This window comes from Mycobacterium sp. NPDC048908, from assembly GCF_043197955.1.
Classification (GTDB): Bacteria; Actinomycetota; Actinomycetes; order Mycobacteriales; family Mycobacteriaceae; genus Mycobacterium.
The window spans coordinates 376,047-395,916 of the sequence record NZ_JBICUE010000004.1 but is presented as its reverse complement, the minus strand read 5'-3'; the positions used below and the strand labels follow the sequence as shown (position 1 = coordinate 395,916).

Sequence of the window (19,870 nt, the reverse complement as noted above, 5' to 3'; positions counted from 1 at the left end):
AAGTTACTAAGCCGCGCGCCCGGTGCGATGGCGCCGCACGCGGCGCGTGATCACAATTGCGACAACGACGACGCCTGCGGCGACGACGTACCACTTGTACCGTTCGAACGTGTCGTAGATGTCGACGATGTGCTCGCCCGCAAGGTATCCCAGCGCGCACCATGCGCCCACCCAGAGCACCGCACCAAGGGCGTTGTAGCCGAGGAACTTCAGCCAGTGCATGCCGACGATGCCCGCGAGCAGTCCGTTGATCTGACGCAACCCGTCGATGAAGCGGGCGACGGTGACGATCTTGCCGCCGTGCCGGTCGAAGAAGGCCTCGGCGCGGTCCAGTCGCTGCGGAGTCAACAAGACGTAGCGGCCGAACCGCTCCGCGAGCGGCCGCCCACCGAAGTGGCCGACGACGAAGCCGATGTTGTCGCCGAGTACCGCGGCCAACACGGCGACCAGGAACACCACGGCGAGGTTCATCTGGCCCGCACCGGCGAACACGGCGGCGGCGATCAGCATGATCTCGCCGGGCACCGGCACGCCGAAATCTTCGAGGAACAACATGCCGGCCACGCCGAGGTAGCCGTAGTGCTCGAGCAGCGGTTGAACGTCTGCGAAAACACCGGGGAGTTGAGCGTCGGCCACGGGGGTAACCGTATGTTCACACGCCCCCGTTTTCGATCGGGGCACATAGCTGGCACACTGGGCAACGGAGGGGAGTATTCCTTCGCCGCTGTGTCGTCACCACGTCGACCGCATTCGGTCGACCGGCGCCGCGGGCCTGCTGTTCGATTACCGCAGGTGGAAGAGACCTCCGGCGTTCAACGACGGCCGGAGGCTCAATCAATGCAGGTAACCCAACTCGAGTGGACCATCACGCTGGGCGTGACGATCGCTGTGCTGCTGTTCGATGTGATCGTGATCGGTCGTCGGCCGCACGAACCGTCGAAACGCGAGACGGCCGGGTATCTGACGTTCTATGTCGCGCTCGCGGTGGGATTCGGGTTGTGGACCTGGTTTTACCACGGCAGCCAGTACGGGCTGGAGTTCTTCGCAGGTTGGCTGACCGAGTACAGCCTGTCCGTGGACAACCTGTTCATCTTCTTGATCATCATGGCCAGCTTCAAGGTGCCGAAGAAGTATCAGCAGCAGGCGCTGTTGGTCGGCATCATCCTGGCGTTGATCTTCCGCGGCATCTTCATCGCGCTCGGCGCGGTGGCCATCAACCAGTTCTCATGGGTGTTCTATCTTTTCGGCGCCTTCCTGATCTACACCGCGGTCAGCCTGGTCCGCGACACCGACCATGACGACGACGCCGAGAACTTCGTCGTCCGGTTCGCCCGCAGCCACCTGAAACTCACCGACAAGTGGGACGGCGGCCTGCGGTTGTGGATCAAGGACAACGGCAAGCGGCTGATGACGCCGATGTTCCTGGTCATCGTCGCGCTCGGCACCACCGACCTCCTGTTCGCGCTGGACTCGATCCCCGCGATCTACGGCCTGACTCAGCAGCCGTACCTGGTGTTCACCGCCAACGTGTTCGCGCTGATGGGTTTGCGCCAGCTGTACTTCCTGCTCGGCGACCTGCTCAAGCGGCTGGTCTACCTGTCGCAGGGCCTCGCGATCATCCTGGCCTTCATCGGCGTGAAGCTGCTGCTGCACGCCCTGCACGAGAATGAACTGCCGTTCATCAACGGCGGCGAGCACGTGCCGGTCCCCGATATCCCGACGCTGGTGAGCCTGGGCGTCATCGTGGTGACGCTGATGGTCACCACGGCCGCCAGCCTGTACAAGACGCGGGTGCACGACGCGAAAAAGGAAGCCAACGACCCCGAAAAGCAGACGTTGGATTCCCCCTGAGCGGAATCGTCGACGCCGGCGGCGTGTTTTCCTACCGTGACCGACGTGCGGCTATTCGTGGCGAACTCGCCGAGCGGCGACTGGAGTGAACTGACCGATGGCGAGCAGCCCACGGTGCGCGTCGCCGCGGCCGATCTGCAACAAGCGCGGCGGGCCAGGGCGCGGATCAAGGCAGACGGTGACGACCTGGCGGTGATCCTTGACGTCACCGTCGCCGTGGCAGGCGACTTCCGTTCGGCGCGAAGCGTTCTCGAGCCGGCGCGGCAGACCGTGCAGTATGCCGGCACTGTCGACGGGCTGGCTGGCCTGATCTCGGATATCTCGCGGGCCGACGTCGCCGACGGCGTCACGCTGATTCCCGCCGCGCCGCGGCAGGATTTGCGCGAGCTCGGGCGCGAAGTGCTGCGCCTACTGACCCGCCACGACCAGCCGCGAGCGTCGTGAGGTCGCACCGCATTCGGCAGTCGGTTAGCCACGGTAGCCGTCACGCGTGAGTTGTACCTAATCGAAGCCGGATAGCGTTACTCGGCCACGTAACTGTACTTATTGCGGCGATACCGTTTTCGCGCCTCGACCACAAGCGGTGGTACAAAGTATGGACCTTCTTGCGTGCGAAACTACCACCTTCGATGTACAGTTTCTTAGCTGGCCGGTCGCAGAATTAGGTTGCTGTGACGATGGCGCAGCAGGTTAGCCGACATTTTACGAAACAGGGGCGTGTTTTGCGCTTATTTGCTCTCTGCGTCAATTACGGGGTGCGATGACCACCCGATCGGCCCCCGACTCGACCGAGGCGGGCACGGCGAAGGTCGATGCGCCTCAGCCAACGCACAGGCGGGCCAGGATCATCGGGCTCGACGGGGTGCGCGGCCTGCTGTGCCTGAGCATCGCGATCACCCACGTCACGGGTTACTACACCAAGCACACCGCGCAGGTCTGGAAGACGAATGTCTTCGGTTTCTCCTTGGTGTACTTCTTCGTGCTAAGTGGTTTCCTGTTGTTCCTGCCGCATGTCCGAAATGTGGTTGCTGAGCGGTCGTCGGCGCGCATGCCGAACGTGCGCGATTACGCGGTGCACCGCCTGGCCCGGATCATGCCGGCATATCTGGTCATTTTTCTGATCGTGAATTTCGTTCTGCGGCTTTCTTACATTGACAACGCGGCGCTGATGCCGGACGACGCCAAGACGGGGATCGGCGCCATCACTGCCCCTGGGGAATTACTGGCCAACCTCGCCCTGGTGCAGACGTACTTTCCGGCCTACATTCAGACCGGCATCGGGCCGTCGTGGTCGCTGACGCTGGAGTACGCGTTCTATCTGTGCCTACCGCTGCTGGCGCTCACGGTGTTCGGGTTGCGCAGGAACAGCGCGCGAAATCCGTTCGTGGTGGCCATGGTGGCACCCACCATTTTGTTGGTGGTCGGCTTGATCGGCCGCGCATTCATTCCGGTGCTGAACCGCTATGCCGGAACCACCGACTTCATCCTGCTCAACTGGGGGCCGAACATCGCCGCCGTCTTCACCAAGAGCATCCTGACCAACGCGGACAACTTCGCGATGGGAATGTTCGCCGCGATCGTATTCGTCGCAATCGAGCGCGGTGCGCTGCCCGAGCGGATCAGCCGACGCATCCGGATGCTCAGTGCCGCGGCGATCCTGCCGGTGTTGGTGGTCAGCGCGGCGTTCTTCGGCATCGCGGTGCAATTCGTGACGGCAGGAGTCGGTGTGGTCGCCGCTCTGATGATCCTCGTCGTCGTGGTGCCCCTTGCGCACGGCCGCAAGTCGAAGTTGGCGACGTTCCTCGACGCCCGGCCGATCCGCTACGTCGGCGAGATCTCGCTGTCGGCGTATCTGTGGCACTTCCCCATGCTGCTTCTGTTGGGCAAGCTCGGGTGGATGGCGGGCGACACCCTGCACGGCATGCTGCGCAACATCGTGCTGCTGCTCACCGTGACGATCCTCGCCGCGACCGTGACGTACTACCTCGTCGAGAAGCCTGCGATGAACTACGCCAGGCGGCTACGCGCCAAGCCCGCTGCGCCGGTCAGCCAAGCGCCTGGTAGATGAGTCCGGCGTACCGGTTGGTGCGCTCGGTTCCGGTGGTGCCCGGGCCCATCCTGTTCATCACGTAGGTCAGTGTCGCGCGGCGGTCGAGATCCATGATCGCCATCGAGCCGCCCCAGCCGCCCCAAAAACATATCTTCCCTTCGGGAATGCCCGGAACGCTTGCCGGACATGGCAATCCGAAGCCGATGCCGAACCGCAGCGGGATCATGAGCACGGCGTCCACGCCGTTGGACTGCTCATCGAAGATCAGATCGACCGTGTCCTCGCTGACAAATTGCGTGCCGTTTGCCTTGCCTCTCAACGAGATCGGTGACAAGGCGCGTGCGAGCGCGCGGGCGTTACCGTGTCCGTTGGCCCCGCCGATATCCGCGCGCCGCCATGCGGCGGTCTCGGCGATCGCCGCACCGTTGGTGTCAGGCGGAAACGACGCGAACGTTTTCATCATCGGGTGGTCGGCGGGCATCGCATCGAGTGGGATGTCCAACGGCGGGGGAGGGATGAGTTCGGCGATGCGGTGGAAATCGTCGTCGCGCGCACCGATCTGCACGTCGGCGTCCAGCGGCGCCGCTATCTCGTCGCGGACGAACTCCTTGAGCGTCCTGCCGGTGACGCGCCGGATCACCTCGCCGATCAGGTGTCCGTAGTTGACAGCGTGATAGCCGGAGGCGGACCCCGGTGTCCACCACGGCTGCTGGCGTGCCAGGTGGTCCGTCGCTTTTCCCCAGTCGTACATGTCCTCGATGGCGAACGGCGGCTCCCAACCGGAGACACCCGACGTGTGGGACATCAGGTGACGGACCTCGATGTCCTGTTTGCCGTTCTGGGCGAACTCCGGCCAGTACCTGGCGACGGGCGCGAATGCGTCGATGGTGCCGCGGTCGATGGCGATCAACGCGGCAAGGGCGGTCAGCGTCTTGGTGCACGAAAAGAAGTTGACGATGGTGTCGCGGTCCCACGGTGTTGTCTTTGCGCGATCGGCATGGCCGCCCCAAATGTCGACCACCGACTCACCGTCGACGTCGACGGCGATCGAGGCGCCGAGTTCCTCGCCCTTGCCGAGTTCGTCGGCCAGCGCCTCGGCGAGGATGGCGAATCTGCTGTCGCAGTGACCGTTGACGTCATCGTTCATCGGCACATCATGCGATGAAAGCGGTGATCGCGGGCGCCGAATCGCGAACGGGAGCACGCGCATATTTGCTCAATACGTCTAATCGCACATGGGTGCGGCGTACCGTCCGGAGTGCCTGTTTCCAGCATGGGGGAGGAAGTCCGATGCGCAAATTCGGCATGGCCCTTGCCATCACCGCGATGATGTTCGGCTCGGTGGCCACCGCGCAGACCGCGTACGCGGCGCAGAGCTCACACGATACCTCTGTGACCACGCAGCCGGCCCGACCGGCGGGGCCCGAAGTGCAGATGCTCGACTGCCACGGCACCACCGGCGCGATGGGGTGCGGGCCGGGGTGGATCTGGCGCGACGGCTGGCGCGGGTGGGCCTGCTACCCCTGCTGATCGATTGGAGCGCGTCGTGAAGAACCTTCGCACAATGGCAGTCGGAATCGTTGGCGCCGCGGTGCTGGCATTCAACGGGTTCGGTTATGCCGCAGCACAACCCGGCGATTTGAGCACACTACCGGTGGACCCGAACCTGATCACCGACTCGCTTGCCTACAACGCCGCACCCGCGGTGTTCAACCCCAACGGGCAGCCGGGCGTCGAGACGGTCCACACCCACCGCGACGGCAGTCGCACGATCACGAGCAACATCCTCGTGCTGTCCGACGCACAGGCGGCGACTGCCGCGCTGGAGGGCGCGAGGGGGCAACTGGCGGTCGCCGACGGCAAGTCCCAACCCGCTGCCGTCGGCTCGGGCGGGGCCATGCTGACCGGGATGTCACCGGACGGTTCGAAATCCGTGACGGTGTTGTCCTTCACCGAGGGCAATACCGCCACCACCATCGAATTCGCGGGCGCGGCAAATGATCCCGCGCCCGAAGACCTGGTACTCGAACTCGGCAGGAAGCAGGACACCGCGATCCGGGACTGGCAGGCGGCCTAGCCTCACCAGTTGTCGTAGCCGCCCTCCGGGCCGAGCATGCGCTCGAGCCGGGTCCTGTTGATGCGTGCCAACTCGTTGCGCACGATCTTGCGCTCGGTCTCGTAGTCGTTGTGCAGGCGGTCGGTCATGGTGGCCAACACGTCCTGTGCGCGGTAGCCGTTGACGAACATCACGAAGCCGAAGCCGAAGTGGTCGAGGTAGCGCCTGGAGGCGGCGGTGAGCTTCTCCATCACCTCGGGTTGGTCACACCACACCGCGCACTGTTCGGCCGCGGACTTCTCACTTCCGGGCCGCCGCCCCACGTCGGGATAGGCCTGCAGGATCGAGTCGATCGAATCCTCTGACAGCCCGAACAACAGGGTGTCGGCATGCCGGAACAACTGATCGTGGCCGTCGTACGGGCGGCCGCGCGCCAAGTCGGCGGCCAGCGGCACGCTGTAGCAGCATTCGTAGATCGCATGCACAGCCCGGCGCATCGGCATGGCGTTGAACGCGTCCAGGCCGATCCCCTGATGCATCAACACACAGCAATCTTCAAGCGTGCAAAGCACGCCGAGGTTACCGCGTGTTACAGCCAGGAAAAATCAGTGGGACGGCTGGTGCCCGGCCTGTTCGAAGCGCTCCACGGACGCCTTCAACTCGGCCTCGGCCTCTGCGCGGCCCACCCAGTCGGCGGCCTTGACGAACTTGCCTGGTTCCAGGTCCTTGTAATGCACGAAGAAGTGCTTGATCGCTTCGAGTTCGAAGGCGGGCACATCGTCGACATCCTGAATGTGGTCCCAGCGCGGATCACCGGCGGGCACGCACAACAACTTGTCGTCGCCGCCCGCCTCGTCGGTCATGCGAAACATCGCCACCGGGCGGGCCTCGACGATGCACCCCGGGAACACCGACTCCGGCAACAGGACCAGCGCGTCCAGCGGATCCCCGTCCTCACCGAGGGTGTTCTCGAAGAAGCCGTAATCGGTCGGATAACCCATCGGCGTGAACAGGTAGCGGTCCAGCTTCACGCGGCCGGTGGCGTGGTCCACCTCGTATTTGTTGCGGGATCCCTTCGGAATCTCGATGACGACGTCGAACTCCACCGCGGCGGCTCCTAACGCATGTGCTCAGGTGTTGAGGGTCGGGCCTCACCCTAACGGAGCGATACGCTGCTGTGAGGGTGTGGTCAACAGAGCAGGAGAGTTATGCGGCCGACGCAGTGGCGGCGATCGACGCATGTGGTGATCGGCATGGTAGTGCTGATACTGGTGGCCGCCGTGGTCGTGGTGGCCGCCGTGCTCTCCACCGGCAATTCGACCAGCGATGCGCAGGCCGTCAAGCCGGCACCTGCCGCGGCGACCGCCGCCCCCGGCGTGGTCCCGGTCGGTGACTCCGCGGCCAAGCCGACGCCTGACCTGCTGGCCGCGATGCTGGCGCCGTTGGTGGCCGACCCCAACCTCGGCATGCTGACCGGTCGGGTCACCGACGCGATCACGGGCGCACAGTTGTGGGCGCAGGGGGCAGATGTGCCGATGCAGCCCGCATCGGTGAACAAGACGCTGACCACCGCGGCGGCTCTGCTGGCGCTCGACCGCGATGCCCGGCTGACCACCCGCGTGCTGTCAAGCGGGCGGCCCGGCGTCATTGTGCTCAAGGGCGGCGGTGACCCGACGCTGTCGGCGGCTGCGCCGGGCCAACCCAGCTGGTACAGGGGTGCGGCCAGGATCAGCGACCTGGCCGACCAGGTCCGGCGCAGTGGCGTCGACGTCACCGCCGTGCAGGTTGACACCAGCGCTTACAGCGGGCCGACCATGGCCCCGGGCTGGGATCCCGCCGACATCGCGGGCGGGGACATCGCGCCGATGGAAGCCGTGATGCTCGACGGCGGCCGCACGCAACCGGTCAGCGTCGAGTCCGGACGTTCCATGACACCCGCCCTCGACGCGGGCCGCGCGCTGGCCATCGCGCTGAGGGTGGATCCCGCCACCGTCACCGTGCTGCCCAACGGGCTGCGTGGCGGCCAGGAGATCGCGTCGGTGCAATCACCACCCCTGATCGAGCGGCTGCGCCAGATGATGAACGAGTCCGACAACGTGATGGCCGAGTCGATCGGCCGGGAGGTCGCCGCCCAGGCCGACGAACCGCAGAGTTTCGACGGTGCCGTACAGGCGGTGCTCAGCGAACTCGAGAAGGCCAGGATCGACATCGGCAACGTGCATCTGCTCGACTCCAGCGGACTGTCGGTCGACGACAGGCTGACCGCCGAAACCCTCGACGAGGTGGTGAACGCGGCCGCGGGCGACGATCAGCCCAAACTGCGTCCTCTGCTCGATGTGCTGCCGATCGCAGGGGGCAGCGGCACGCTGTCCAACCGCTACCTCGACACCGACGCGGGCCGGGCTGCTGCCGGATACCTGAGGGCCAAGACCGGCTCGCTGACGGGCACCAATTCGTTGGCCGGCATCGTCACCGACGACAGCGGGCGGGTGCTCACGTTCGCGTTCATCTCGAACAACGCCGGGCCGACGGGCCGAACGGCAATCGACGCGTTGGCCGCGGCGCTGCGGTCCTGCGGGTGCAGCGGATGAGCCGCGCCAAGCCCAGCCTGACCATCGGCCGCGCCGTCGACTGGCAGTTCGCCGCGACGGTGGGCGCCAAACTCGCCCGGCCCGGTCCGGCGGCCACCGACTACACCCGCAGACAGGTCATCGACCAGCTGGCCGAGGCGTCCCGCACCGCCGAGTTGCCGGTTCGCGAGGTCACCGAGCTCAACGAGGGCGGTGACATCCCCGAGGCCCGCGTCGTCGACCGCGTCGAATGGATCCGCGCCGCAACGCAATCCATGCGGGTGATGACCGGCGGCACGCAGAGCCCCCGCGGCCTCGTCACCAGCCGCATCACCGGCGCGCAGACCGGCGCCGTGCTGGCGTTCATCTCATCGGGCATCCTCGGTCAGTACGACCCGTTCGGACCGAACGGCGGCGAACTGCTGCTGGTTTACCCGAACGTGATCGCCGTCGAACGCCAATTACGGGTATTGCCAGCTGATTTCCGGCTCTGGGTGTGCCTGCACGAAGTCACCCACCGGGTCCAGTTCCGGGCCAACCCCTGGCTGGCCGAGCACATGTCTGCCTCGCTCGCCGTGCTGACCGAGGACGCGGCCCAGGACGTCACCCAGGTGGTCAGCCGGCTTGCCGAGTTGGTCCGCAACAAGCGCGACGGCGTTGCGCCCGAACCGAATTCGGCCGGTGTGCTCGGCCTGTTGCGGGCGGTGCAGTCTGAACCGCAGCGACGCGCGCTCGACCAACTGTTGGTTCTCGGCACGCTGCTGGAAGGCCATGCCGACCATGTGATGGACGCGGTGGGCCCGGCGGTGGTGCCCACCGTCGGCACCATCCGGCGCCGGTTCGACGAGCGCCGCAGACGTAAACAGCCTCCCCTGCAACGCCTGGTGCGGGCGCTACTGGGCTTCGACGCGAAGCTGAGCCAGTACACCCGTGGCAAGGCTTTCGTCGACCATGTCGTCGGGCGGGTCGGGATGGCCAGGTTCAACGCCGTCTGGTCGAGCGCCGAAAGTTTGCCGCTGCCAACCGAAATCGACGAGCCGCAGCGATGGATCGACAGGGTGCTGTAGCGAAGCTGAAGGCGGCGCTGGCCACCTTCGTCAGCGACTTCGGCACCGCCGACGACCACTGGTGTGTCGCACTGTCCGGTGGCGCCGACTCGCTGGCCCTGACCGCGGTGGCCGCGTCGGCGAAACCGACCACCGCATTGATCGTCGACCATCGGCTTCAACCCGATTCTGGCCACGTCGCGGCGACCGCACGGGAACAAGCGTTGGCTTTGGGTTGCGTTGGCGCCCAGGTGCTTTGCATCGACGTCGGCACCGAGGGCGGTCCCGAGGCCGCCGCGCGCACCGCCCGTTACCGCGCACTGGACTCCGCGCGCGACGGTGCGCCGGTGCTGCTGGCGCACACGCTCGACGACCAGGCGGAGACGGTGCTGCTCGGGCTCGGTAGGGGATCGGGGCCGCGGTCGATCGCAGGCATGCGGCCGAGTGATCCGCCGTGGTGGCGCCCATTGCTCGGGGTCCGCCGCGCAGTGACCCACGCGGCATGCGGCGAACTAGGGCTCTCGCCGTGGCACGACCCGCACAATGTCGATCGTCGGTTCACCCGGACCCGGCTGCGCACCGAGGTGCTGCCCCTGTTGGAGGACGTGCTCGGCGGCGGGGTCGCCGAGGCGCTGGCCCGCACCGCGACCGCGCTGCGTGAAGACACCGACACGCTCGACGGGCTGGCGGCCGAGGCGTTGGCAGCGGTCGGGACAGGCGGCGCGCTCGACACCGCCCGGTTGGCGGTGTTGCCGGAGGCGGTCCGACGCAGGGTGATTCGCGGCTGGTTGCTGGCAGGGGGTGCGAGCGGGCTGACCGATAAACAGATTCGCGGGGTCGACACTCTGGTCATCGCGTGGCGCGGTCAGGGCGGCGTGGCCGTCGGTTCTCCGCTGCGCAGCCGCCGCCTGATCGCCGCGCGTCGTGACGGGATGCTGACGCTGCACACCGAACCGGTGTGAAGGTGTGGCACGCTGTGGACGTGGTCGACCAACCCACGGAGCTGTACCCCGGCGACATCAAGTCGGTATTGCTCTCATCGCAGGCGATTCAGGACAAGGTCGCCGAACTCGGCGCGCAGCTAGGCGCGGACTACCGCGACGCGGTCACCGCGAACGCACAGGACCTTCTGATCATCACGGTGCTCAAGGGTGCAGTCTTCTTCGTCACCGACCTCGCGAGGGCGATTCCGCTGCCCACCCAGCTGGAGTTCATGGCGGTGAGCTCGTACGGTTCGTCGACATCGTCGTCGGGTGTGGTGCGCATCCTCAAGGACCTCGACCGCGACATCAACGACCGTGACGTGCTGATCGTCGAGGACGTCGTCGACTCCGGGCTGACGCTGTCGTGGCTGCTGCGCAACCTCGCCACGCGGCGTCCGCGATCGCTTCGGGTGTGCACGCTGCTGCGCAAGCCCGACGCCGTGCGCGCCGACGTCGACATCGCCTACGTCGGCTTCGACATCCCCAACGAGTTCGTCGTCGGCTACGGGCTCGACTATGCCGAGCGCTACCGCGACCTGCCGTACATCGGAACGCTCGATCCCAAGGTCTACGAGCAGGCCTGACCCGGCCCGCCAACCCAGCCCGGCCCGCCGAAATGCACGTTTTGGCGACAAAGTACGAGTAGGCGCGTACAAAACGTGCATTCCGAGCCCAGAGGCGTCGGTTATGTGCCGGGTAATGGCGCGGATCGGGCTTCGCGACGCAAGATAGCTCAATGACGGAAACAGCCCTGCGGATCTGCCCACTGTGCGAAGCCACCTGCGGCCTGACGCTCACCATCTCCGATGGCCGGGTGACGGCAGCGCGCGGCGACCGCGAGGACGTCTTCAGCCACGGCTTCATCTGCCCGAAGGGCGCCAGCTTCGCCGAACTCGACAACGATCCCGACAGGTTGACCGCGCCGATGATCCGTCGCGGCGGCCAGCTGACCGAGGCCACCTGGGAGGAGGCCTACACCGTCGTCGCCGAGCGCCTCGGCGCGGTCGTTCGTGACAACGGCGGCGCGTCGGTCGGTGTCTACCTCGGCAACCCGAACGCCCACTCGATCGCGGGCAGCCTCTACCCGCCGTTGATCATCCGAGCGTTGGGCACCCGCCAACTGTTCAGCGCGAGCACGCTGGACCAGATGCCCAAACACGTCGCATTGGGCCATATGTTCGGCAGCCCCGTCGCATTCACCGTGCCCGACCTCGACCGCACCGACCACCTGGTCATCATCGGCGCGAATCCCCTTGTCTCCAACGGCAGTCTGGCCACCGCCGCCGATTTCCCCGGCAAGCTGCGTGCGCTGCGTAAGCGCGGCGGTAAGCTCACCGTCATCGACCCGGCCCGCACCCGCACCGCGGAGTTCGCCGATCGCCACATCGCCCCGCGGCCCGGCACTGACGCTGCGCTGCTTTTCGCGGTTGTCCACGTGCTGTTCGAAGAAGACCTGATCGCACCGGATCTCGGCGGAGTGGCCGAGCACGTCAACGGCGTTGATCAGGTCCGTGTGCTGGCCGACGGGTTCTCGCCGGAAGCGGTGGCCGCGCACTGCGGCGTAAGGGCCGATGAGATCCGCGCCATGGCACGTGAGATCGCCGCGGCGCCATCGGCCGCGGTGTACGGCCGAATCGGTACCTGCACAGTCGAATTCGGCACGATCGGCAGTTGGCTCGTCGACGTCATCAACGTGCTGACGGGCAATCTCGACCGGCCGGGCGGCGCGATGTTTCCGCTCGGAGCCGCGATGCAGGCAACGCGACCCGCCGGGCCGGGCAAGGGCTTCGCGACCGGGCGCTGGCACAGCCGCGTCTCCGGATATCCCGAGGTGCTCTCGGAACTGCCCGCCGCCGCGCTCGCCGAGGAGATCGATACCCCCGGCGACGGCAGGATCAAGGCGATGATCACGATTGCGGGCAACCCGGTGCTCTCGGCCCCTGACGGCGACCGCCTCGACCGAGCCCTCGACAGCGTGGACTTCATGCTCAGCATCGACCCGTATCTCAACGAGACGACGCGCCATGCCGATTTGATCCTGCCGCCGCCTCCACCGTCGCGGACCGGACACTACGACTTCGCGCTCAACAACCTCGCGGTGCGCAACAACGCGCGTTACTCGCCGCCCGCGCTGCCGTTGGACGGGCGACCCGACGAACCCGAGATTCTGTCCCGGGTGGTGCTGATCCTCTATGGCCTCGGCCACGACGGTGATCCGGGGCTGGTCGACCAGCAGGTCATCGCGACCACCCTCGAGAAGGAGTCCGCGGACCCCCATTCGCCGGTTGCCGGGCGGGCGGTCGACGAAATGGTCGCGATGCTCATCGACGGACCTGGACACGAACGCCGACTCGACATGATGCTGCGGCTCGGCCCCTACGGCGATGCCTTCGGTACCCACCCCGACGGCCTGACCCTCGAGCGGCTGAAGGCGGCGCCGCACGGCGTCGACTTCGGGCCGCTGGCGCCGCGGATCCCCGAGGTGCTCAAAACACGTTCTGGCCGAATCGAACTGGCGCCGGAGGCGCTGACGGTTGAGGTGCCGCGGCTACGCGATTCGCTGAGCCGCGGCGACAACGGCTTCGTGCTGATCGGTCGCAGGCATCTGCGCTCCAACAACAGCTGGATGCACAACCTGCCCGCGCTGGCCGGTGGCACCAACCGCTGCACGCTGCAGATCCATCCCGACGATGCCGCCGAGCTGGGTTTGACGGACAACGCGTCGATCAAGGGGCCCGGTGGCGATCTGCTGGCACCGATCGAGCTCGCACCGGGTATGCGGCGTGGCGTCGTGTCGCTGCCGCACGGTTGGGGACACGACCGCGGCGGCACGCGCCAAGGCGTGGCCGCCGATCAACCCGGTGTGAACGTCAACCAGCTCAACGACGGCGGACAACTCGACCCGCTGTCGGGCACCGCGGTGCTCAATGGCATCCCGGTGGTGGTGTCGCCTGCCTGACGGCGCGCTGAACTCAGGTCAGCTCGAAGATCACTGTCACCGAGAAATTCACGGTCTGCTGGCCGGGTTCCACGGGCACCGCGGCCATCTCGGCGCCCTTGAAGTTCGGCACCGGTGTCGGCGGCGTCGCCCCGCCCGACTCGGTGATCGAGATGACCTTGCCGAGGTCGAGCCCGGACAGCTGCGCGTACTGCTGGGCGCGGTCCTTGGCATCGTTGAACGCCCGCGCGCGCGCGTCCTTGACCAGTTGTGAGTCGTCGTCGAGCGAATAGTTCACCGAGTTGATCCGGGTGGCGTCGCCACCGGTTTCGATGATCGACGCCAGGATCTGCGACGCAGTGTCGAGCTTGCGGATCTTCACGTCGATCGAATTGTTGGCCCGGTAACCGACGATGGTTGTGCTGTCGCCGCCCGCGAACTGTGGCTGCAGGCTGACGTTCGAGGTGCTGATGTCCTTGCGGTTGATGCCTGCGCCCACCAACGCATCGATGACCGCCCGTTGACGCTCGCTGGTCTGGTTCATTGCGCCGCTGACGTCGGCTGCGACGAACTCGATCGACGCGTTGACGTTGAGCGTGTCGGGCGCGCCCTGCACCTCGCCGGCCCCGACGACCGTTACCTGACGGGTTTCCTTGTCGGATGAGCCCGTCGGCCCGGATGTCGAGTCGCATGCCGAGAGACCAACTGCGGCAAGCGCCGCCGCAACGATGAGAAGCAGACGGGTGCGCATGCCTGGCACCCTACCGTCAGGGAGTCACAAGGATCTTGCAGTGCGCATCGGGATGCGCCAGCTCGTCGAACGCCGTGCCAACGCCGCTCAGATCGACCTGACCGGTGATCAGCGGCGCCACGTCGATGTCGCCCTCGGCGATGGCCTGCAGGCAAGCGGTGAACTCGGTCGGGTCGTACGCCAACACGAACTGCACATTGATCTGCTTGGCGATCGCGAAATACGGGTGGAAGGTGTCGGGCTGCATGCAGACACCTGCGACGACGACGCGTGCCCCGACGGGCGCGCGGCGCAGGATGTCGTCGATGACGCCGGGCGCGCCGACCGCTTCGAAAACCACCGCCGGCCTGGCGTTGTCGAACGGGGAGCCGTCGGCGGGGTCGACGGTGGCGGTGGCGCCCAGGGTCCGCGCCAGTTCACGGCGGTGCGCTGAAAAGTCGGCCGCGACAATGCTTTCCACACCGCGGTGGCGCAGCCCGGCGACGATCGCAAGCCCGATCGGACCGCAGCCCAGCACCAGCGCTGCCTCGCCACGCTGGATCGCGGACTTGTTCACCGCGTGCAGGCCGACAGCCATCGGTTCGGTGAGCGCGGCGTGCCGCGGGTCCAGTCCGTTCGGGATCGGGGTCAGCAGCGGCGCGGACAGCAGCATCCGCTCGGCGTAGCCCCCGATCGTGCTGTTGGAGTAGACGATCGGCTCGACGCCGGTGGCAGACACCAGCACCGGCAGCGACGTGACCAGAGTGCCTGCGGCAGGGGCTTCGGTGTCGGGACCCCCCTCGAGCACCTCGGCGCTGAACTCGTGGCCCATGAAGATGTCGCGGTCGAGGTCGATGGCCATCGCCCCGCCGCCGAAGCCCTCGATCCGGCTGTTCATTTCGATGACGTCCGCGCCGTGTTTGGCGAAGTGCAGATCCGAGCCGCAGATCCCGCACGCCTTAACGCCGACGAGCACCTGGCCCGGTCCGGGAACCGGTTCGGCCACGTCCTCACGCAGCACCATCCTGCCGTCGCGCAGCACCGATGCGCGCATCAGTTCTGCTCGCGTTCCTTGAGTTCGTCGGTGTGCTCGCTGATCGCCTTGACGATCGCCTCACCTGCACGGCCGAGTAGCTTGTCGCGCATGCCCTTTGCCCAGTCATGCGAGGCCCGAGGCGCGGTGAGCTGACCCTTGAAGTGCGGCATCACCTCACGGGCGAACAGTTCGTACGAGTGGTAGGTGGCCGCCGGTGCGGCCCAGTCATGGCCCAATAGCAGAAGGGTGCCGAATCCGCCGGACTGGTCGAGTAGGTCGTGGATGTAGGCCACCGCCTCGCCGGGAGTGCCGATGCAGCAGTTGCCCATGCCCGCATACTCGGCAACGAACTCGCGTGGCGACTGCGTTCCCACGGCGCCGTCGCTGGTATTGGACAGCGGCACAAAGCCGGCCGCGCCGAAATACTTCGCGAAGTCCTGCAGCCCGTACGTGCAGTCGTCGATCGCCTGGTCCTTGGTGTCGGCGAGGTGCATGATGGCCAGCACCCGCCAGTCGGCACGGTCCGGCGTCTCGCGGCCCGACTTCTCGGCCTGATCGACCACCACCTGCCAGGTGTTCTCCAGCGCGGCGTAACCGCCGGGCACCGACATCGACAACGAAAGCAGCGACGTGCCCAGTGCACCGGCCAACCGTGGCCCAGACGGGGAAATCATTGCGGCGGTCGATATTTCGGGGTACGGCCAGGTGTACGGCCGGATGTGCAGTTGCGCGTCGCGCAGAGTGAACCAGTCCGACTGCCGGTCAATCCGTTCCTCTGGCGATGCCCGGAACAGGGCGAGGATCGCCTCGAGCGACTCCTGCATCATCCGGCGCTGCTCGACCGGGTCGATGCCCATCATGTAGGCGTCGGACGGCAGCGCGCCCGGTCCGGTGCCGAACATCACCCGTCCCCGGGTGAGATGGTCGAGCAGCACCCACCGGTCGGCCACCATCAAGGGATGGTGGTAAGGCAGCGACACCACGCCGGTTCCCAGCCGGATGTGCTTGGTCCGCTCGGCGGCCGCCGCGATGAACACCTCGGGGCACGCGATCAATTCGTATCCGCCCGAATGATGCTCGCCGAACCACACTTCGTCGTAACCGAGCCTGTCCAGCGCCACGGTCCGGTCAAGGTCGTATTCCAATGCGACTGTGGGCGATTGGCCCACCGGGTGAAACGGCGTGATGAACACACCGAAGTTCAGCGGCCGACCGGTCATGATTGCTCCACTTGCTCGAGGAATGCCAGCAGGATCCGGTTCACCTCTTCGGGTCGCTCCTGCTGAATCCAGTGCCCCGCGCCCTTTACCCACTTCTCGGTGTAGGGCCCCGCGACCAGCTCGTGCGCTCGGGCGGGGTTCATCGTCGGGCCCACCGGGTCGGCGGTGCCGCCGACGAACAGCGCGGGCACCGTGATCTTCGCGTCGGCGAGTTGCGGCGTCGATTCCCAGTTGCGGTCATAGTTGCGGTACCAGTTCAGCGCGCCGGTGAACCCGGTCCTGCCGAATTCCGCCACGTAGTGCTCGAACTCGTCAGCGGTCAGCCAGTCGGGCAGCGGTGCTCGTCGCGTCGTCAGCCCGGCGAACATCGCGCTCATCGTCGCGGCCACGTCGGCTTCCATCTCGGCCTCCGCCAGCCCGGGTTGCTGGAAGCGCAGCATGTAGAAGTCCTCGCCGAATTTCTGCCGCCACCGTTCGGTGGGGCGCGACCGGGCCCGGGGAATGGGTGGTACCGACAGGCCTGCGGCCGCTCTGACGCGCTGCGGGTGCAGCACAGCGGTGTGCCACACCACCATGGCGCCCCAGTCGTGGCCGATGAACACGGCCCGCTCGGCGCCGACCGCATCGAGAAGGCCGACCAGGTCGCCGGTGAGGGCATGTATGTCGTAGGCCTCGATCGCATCGGGCCGGTCGGAGCCGCCGTATCCGCGTTGATCGGGGGCCAACACGTGATAACCCGCCGCCGCGATCGCGGGGATCTGGTGTCGCCACGAGTACGCCAGCTCGGGAAAGCCGTGGGCCAAGACGACGACCGGCGCGGTTTGGTCGCCTGCCTCGTGCAACCGCAGCGAGATGCCGTTGGTCTCAACTGACCGCTCGGTCGAGGTGAGCACACCACAGCCAAGCACAGCTGGTGAGGTCGCCGAAAGGGCCGAGTGCGGCAAACCGACATTCGCCGGATGTCGGCAGAGAACCGCCGGGAACTGTGATTCGTTGGTCTAGCGGTAGCCTTGAGGTTTCCAGCTGCGCGTATGGAAGGACCTGGCCCACGAGGGCCGATGCTGATGAACCGGAAAAATGTGATCCGCACGCTCACCGCGATCGCTGTGGTGTTGTTGCTGGGCTGGTCGTTCTTCTATTTCAGTGACGACACTCGCGGCTACAAGCCGGTCGACACCTCGTTGGCGATGGCCCAGATCAACAGTGACAACGTCAAGAGCGCGCAGATCGATGACCGCGAGCAGCAGCTGCGCCTCGAGCTGAAGAACGGCAACAGCGACACCGACAACAGCGACAAGGTCATCACCAAGTACCCGACCGGCTACGCCGTGCCGCTGTTCGACGCGCTCAACGCGAAGAACACCAAGGTCAACACGGTGGTGAACCAGGGCAGCATGCTCGGCTCGCTGCTGATCTACCTGCTGCCGCTGCTGCTGCTGGTCGGCCTGTTCGTGATGTTCTCCCGGATGCAGACCGGTGGCCGGATGGGCTTCGGGTTCGGCAAGTCGCGGGCCAAGCAGCTGAGCAAGGACATGCCGAAGACCACGTTCGCCGACGTGGCAGGCGTCGACGAGGCGGTCGAAGAGCTCTACGAGATCAAGGACTTCCTGCAGAACCCCAGCAGGTATCAGGCGCTGGGCGCCAAGATCCCCAAGGGCGTGCTGCTCTACGGCCCGCCGGGCACCGGCAAGACGCTGCTGGCCCGCGCCGTCGCGGGCGAGGCCGGCGTGCCGTTCTTCACGATTTCGGGTTCCGACTTCGTCGAGATGTTCGTCGGCGTCGGCGCCTCCCGGGTGCGCGACCTGTTCGAGCAGGCCAAGCAGAACAGCCCGTGCATCATCTTCGTCGACGAGATCGACGCGGTCGGCCGCCAGCGCGGCGCGGGCCTCGGCGGGGGCCACGACGAGCGCGAGCAGACGCTGAACCAGTTGCTCGTCGAGATGGACGGCTTCGGTGACCGCCAAGGCGTCATCCTGATCGCGGCCACCAACCGTCCCGACATCCTCGACCCTGCGCTGTTGCGGCCCGGCCGGTTCGACCGGCAGATCCCGGTGTCCAACCCGGATCTGGCGGGCAGGCGCGCGGTGCTGCGGGTCCACTCGCAGGGCAAGCCGATCGCGCCCGACGCCGATCTGGACGGCCTTGCCAAGCGGACCGTCGGCATGTCCGGCGCCGACCTGGCCAACGTGATCAACGAGGCGGCGTTGTTGACCGCCCGCGAGAACGGCACCGTGATCACCGGCCCTGCCCTTGAGGAGGCCGTCGACCGGGTGGTCGGCGGGCCGCGCCGTAAGAGCCGGATCATCAGCGAGCACGAGAAGAAGATCACCGCCTACCACGAAGGCGGCCACACGCTCGCGGCGTGGGCGATGCCCGACATCGAGCCCATCTACAAGGTGACCATCCTGGCGCGCGGGCGCACCGGCGGCCACGCCGTTGCGGTGCCGGAGGACGACAAGGGCCTGATGACCCGGTCGGAGATGATCGCCCGTCTGGTGTTCGCGATGGGCGGACGCGCCGCGGAGGAACTCGTGTTCCGGGAGCCGACCACCGGGGCGGTGTCCGATATCGAGCAGGCCACCAAGATCGCGCGCGCGATGGTCACCGAGTACGGCATGAGCTCCAAGCTGGGCGCCGTGCGGTACGGCACGGAACACGGGGACCCGTTCCTCGGCCGCACCATGGGCACCCAGGCCGACTACAGCCATGAGGTCGCGCAGATCATCGACGACGAGGTGCGCAAGCTGATCGAGGCCGCGCACACCGAGGCGTGGGAGATCCTCACCGAGTACCGCGATGTGCTCGACACCCTGGCTGGTGAACTGCTGGAGAAGGAGACGCTGCACCGCGCCGAGTTGGAGGCCATCTTCGGCGAGGTGAAGAAACGACCGCGGCTGACGATGTTCGACGATTTCGGCGGCCGTGTGCCGTCAGACAAGCCACCGATCAAGACGCCCGGTGAGCTGGCGATCGAACGCGGTGAGCCGTGGCCGAAGCCGGTTCCCGAACCCGCCTTCAAGGCGGCGATCGCGCAGGCCAGCAGGGAAGCCGCAGCCCGGCAGGCCCACCAGAACGGCACAAATGGCAACGGGGCCAACGGAGTTCCGGCCAACGGGCCGACCCAGCCGGATTACGGCGCCCCCGCCGGTTGGCATGCGCCAGGGTGGCCGCCTCCTCCGCAGGCCCCCGGCCAGCAGCCGCAGGGCCAACAGCCGCCGCACGGCTATTGGTACCCGCCGCCGCACTGGCAGCAGCAGCAGCCGTATCCCTACCAGCCCTACCCCCGGCCGGGACATCCTGCGCCGCAGGGTCAGCCTGCGCCGGGATCGAACGAGGATCCGGGGCAGGACAGCAGCCGGTCCAACGGCTGACAGACAACGGAGGCTTCGA

19 protein-coding genes are annotated in these 19,870 nt (G+C 66.7%); 11 read left to right on the top strand and 8 right to left on the bottom strand.

Annotated features, from left to right (window positions below):
- Nucleotides 1-6 precede the first annotated feature (6 nt).
- Nucleotides 7-636, bottom strand: a complete 630-nt coding sequence (locus ACGFK1_RS13925; RefSeq protein ID WP_393429570.1) for a DedA family protein — start codon at nucleotides 634-636, stop codon at nucleotides 7-9.
- Between the two features lie 201 nt (nucleotides 637-837).
- Here ACGFK1_RS13925 and ACGFK1_RS13920 point away from each other — a divergent pair, with 201 nt between their 5' ends.
- From ACGFK1_RS13920 to ACGFK1_RS13910, 3 genes are all read left to right on the top strand, one after another.
- Entirely contained in the window at nucleotides 838-1,851 is a 1,014-nt protein-coding gene (locus ACGFK1_RS13920) for a TerC family protein (RefSeq protein WP_393429567.1), read from the top strand.
- A 45-nt stretch (nucleotides 1,852-1,896) separates the two neighbouring features.
- Complete coding sequence (locus ACGFK1_RS13915; protein ID WP_393429564.1) at nucleotides 1,897-2,295, top strand: hypothetical protein; 399 nt, start codon at nucleotides 1,897-1,899, stop codon at nucleotides 2,293-2,295.
- A 316-nt stretch (nucleotides 2,296-2,611) separates the two neighbouring features.
- Nucleotides 2,612-3,919 (top strand): acyltransferase family protein, encoded by a 1,308-nt coding sequence (locus ACGFK1_RS13910; protein ID WP_393429561.1) that lies wholly within the window; start codon nucleotides 2,612-2,614, stop codon nucleotides 3,917-3,919.
- Here the strand turns inward: ACGFK1_RS13910 and ACGFK1_RS13905 are convergent.
- Nucleotides 3,897-5,048, bottom strand: coding sequence for a serine hydrolase domain-containing protein (locus ACGFK1_RS13905; protein ID WP_393429559.1), 1,152 nt, complete (start codon nucleotides 5,046-5,048; stop codon nucleotides 3,897-3,899). The genes ACGFK1_RS13910 and ACGFK1_RS13905 overlap by 23 nt on opposite strands.
- 143 nt (nucleotides 5,049-5,191) lie before the next feature.
- Between ACGFK1_RS13905 and ACGFK1_RS13900 the strand changes: the two genes are divergently transcribed.
- The gene (locus ACGFK1_RS13900; protein WP_393429556.1) at nucleotides 5,192-5,431 is read left to right on the top strand and encodes a hypothetical protein; all 240 of its coding nucleotides are present in this window, start codon (nucleotides 5,192-5,194) and stop codon (nucleotides 5,429-5,431) included.
- 34 nt (nucleotides 5,432-5,465) lie between these two features.
- The gene (locus tag ACGFK1_RS13895) at nucleotides 5,466-5,978 is read left to right on the top strand and encodes a hypothetical protein (RefSeq protein WP_393429553.1); all 513 of its coding nucleotides are present in this window, start codon (nucleotides 5,466-5,468) and stop codon (nucleotides 5,976-5,978) included.
- A gap of 2 nt (nucleotides 5,979-5,980) precedes the next feature.
- On the opposite strand, the gene ACGFK1_RS13890 is transcribed toward ACGFK1_RS13895, so the two are convergent.
- The gene (locus ACGFK1_RS13890; RefSeq protein WP_393429550.1) at nucleotides 5,981-6,502 is read right to left on the bottom strand and encodes a 2-oxo-4-hydroxy-4-carboxy-5-ureidoimidazoline decarboxylase; all 522 of its coding nucleotides are present in this window, start codon (nucleotides 6,500-6,502) and stop codon (nucleotides 5,981-5,983) included.
- 60 nt (nucleotides 6,503-6,562) lie between these two features.
- On the bottom strand, nucleotides 6,563-7,063 hold the full coding sequence (locus tag ACGFK1_RS13885) for an inorganic diphosphatase (RefSeq protein WP_393429547.1): 501 nt from the start codon (nucleotides 7,061-7,063) through the stop codon (nucleotides 6,563-6,565).
- A gap of 102 nt (nucleotides 7,064-7,165) precedes the next feature.
- On the opposite strand from ACGFK1_RS13885, the gene dacB reads away from it, so the two are divergent.
- From dacB to ACGFK1_RS13860, 5 genes are all read left to right on the top strand, one after another.
- Nucleotides 7,166-8,548 carry a D-alanyl-D-alanine carboxypeptidase/D-alanyl-D-alanine-endopeptidase gene (gene dacB, locus ACGFK1_RS13880; protein WP_393429544.1) on the top strand — a complete coding sequence of 461 codons (1,383 nt, stop codon included), beginning with the start codon at nucleotides 7,166-7,168 and terminating at the stop codon, nucleotides 8,546-8,548.
- On the top strand, nucleotides 8,545-9,594 hold the full coding sequence (locus tag ACGFK1_RS13875; RefSeq protein WP_393429541.1) for a zinc-dependent metalloprotease: 1,050 nt from the start codon (nucleotides 8,545-8,547) through the stop codon (nucleotides 9,592-9,594). Before dacB ends, ACGFK1_RS13875 begins: the two co-directional genes overlap by 4 nt.
- Nucleotides 9,573-10,535: a tRNA lysidine(34) synthetase TilS gene (tilS, locus tag ACGFK1_RS13870; protein ID WP_393429538.1), complete on the top strand. Its 963-nt coding sequence runs from the start codon at nucleotides 9,573-9,575 to the stop codon at nucleotides 10,533-10,535. Before ACGFK1_RS13875 ends, tilS begins: the two co-directional genes overlap by 22 nt.
- Nucleotides 10,532-11,140 carry a hypoxanthine phosphoribosyltransferase gene (gene hpt / locus ACGFK1_RS13865; protein WP_393429535.1) on the top strand — a complete coding sequence of 203 codons (609 nt, stop codon included), beginning with the start codon at nucleotides 10,532-10,534 and terminating at the stop codon, nucleotides 11,138-11,140. Before tilS ends, hpt begins: the two co-directional genes overlap by 4 nt.
- 152 nt (nucleotides 11,141-11,292) lie before the next feature.
- Nucleotides 11,293-13,515 (top strand): molybdopterin-dependent oxidoreductase, encoded by a 2,223-nt coding sequence (locus ACGFK1_RS13860; protein WP_393429532.1) that lies wholly within the window; start codon nucleotides 11,293-11,295, stop codon nucleotides 13,513-13,515.
- 13 nt (nucleotides 13,516-13,528) lie between these two features.
- On the opposite strand, the gene ACGFK1_RS13855 is transcribed toward ACGFK1_RS13860, so the two are convergent.
- Genes ACGFK1_RS13855 through ACGFK1_RS13840 form a run of 4 tightly spaced genes read right to left on the bottom strand, consistent with a single transcriptional unit; the run spans nucleotide 13,529 to nucleotide 17,373 of the window.
- Nucleotides 13,529-14,245 (bottom strand): SIMPL domain-containing protein, encoded by a 717-nt coding sequence (locus ACGFK1_RS13855; RefSeq protein ID WP_393429529.1) that lies wholly within the window; start codon nucleotides 14,243-14,245, stop codon nucleotides 13,529-13,531.
- A 16-nt stretch (nucleotides 14,246-14,261) separates the two neighbouring features.
- Nucleotides 14,262-15,278: a zinc-binding dehydrogenase gene (locus tag ACGFK1_RS13850; protein ID WP_393429527.1), complete on the bottom strand. Its 1,017-nt coding sequence runs from the start codon at nucleotides 15,276-15,278 to the stop codon at nucleotides 14,262-14,264.
- A complete protein-coding gene (locus ACGFK1_RS13845) occupies nucleotides 15,278-16,480 on the bottom strand; it encodes an LLM class flavin-dependent oxidoreductase (RefSeq protein ID WP_393429524.1) in 1,203 nt (400 codons plus the stop codon). Before ACGFK1_RS13845 ends, ACGFK1_RS13850 begins: the two co-directional genes overlap by 1 nt.
- Complete coding sequence (locus tag ACGFK1_RS13840; protein WP_393429521.1) at nucleotides 16,477-17,373, bottom strand: alpha/beta fold hydrolase; 897 nt, start codon at nucleotides 17,371-17,373, stop codon at nucleotides 16,477-16,479. Before ACGFK1_RS13840 ends, ACGFK1_RS13845 begins: the two co-directional genes overlap by 4 nt.
- 171 nt (nucleotides 17,374-17,544) lie before the next feature.
- Between ACGFK1_RS13840 and ftsH the strand changes: the two genes are divergently transcribed.
- Nucleotides 17,545-19,851: an ATP-dependent zinc metalloprotease FtsH gene (gene ftsH, locus ACGFK1_RS13835; protein WP_393430106.1), complete on the top strand. Its 2,307-nt coding sequence runs from the start codon at nucleotides 17,545-17,547 to the stop codon at nucleotides 19,849-19,851.
- Nucleotides 19,852-19,870 lie beyond the last annotated feature (19 nt).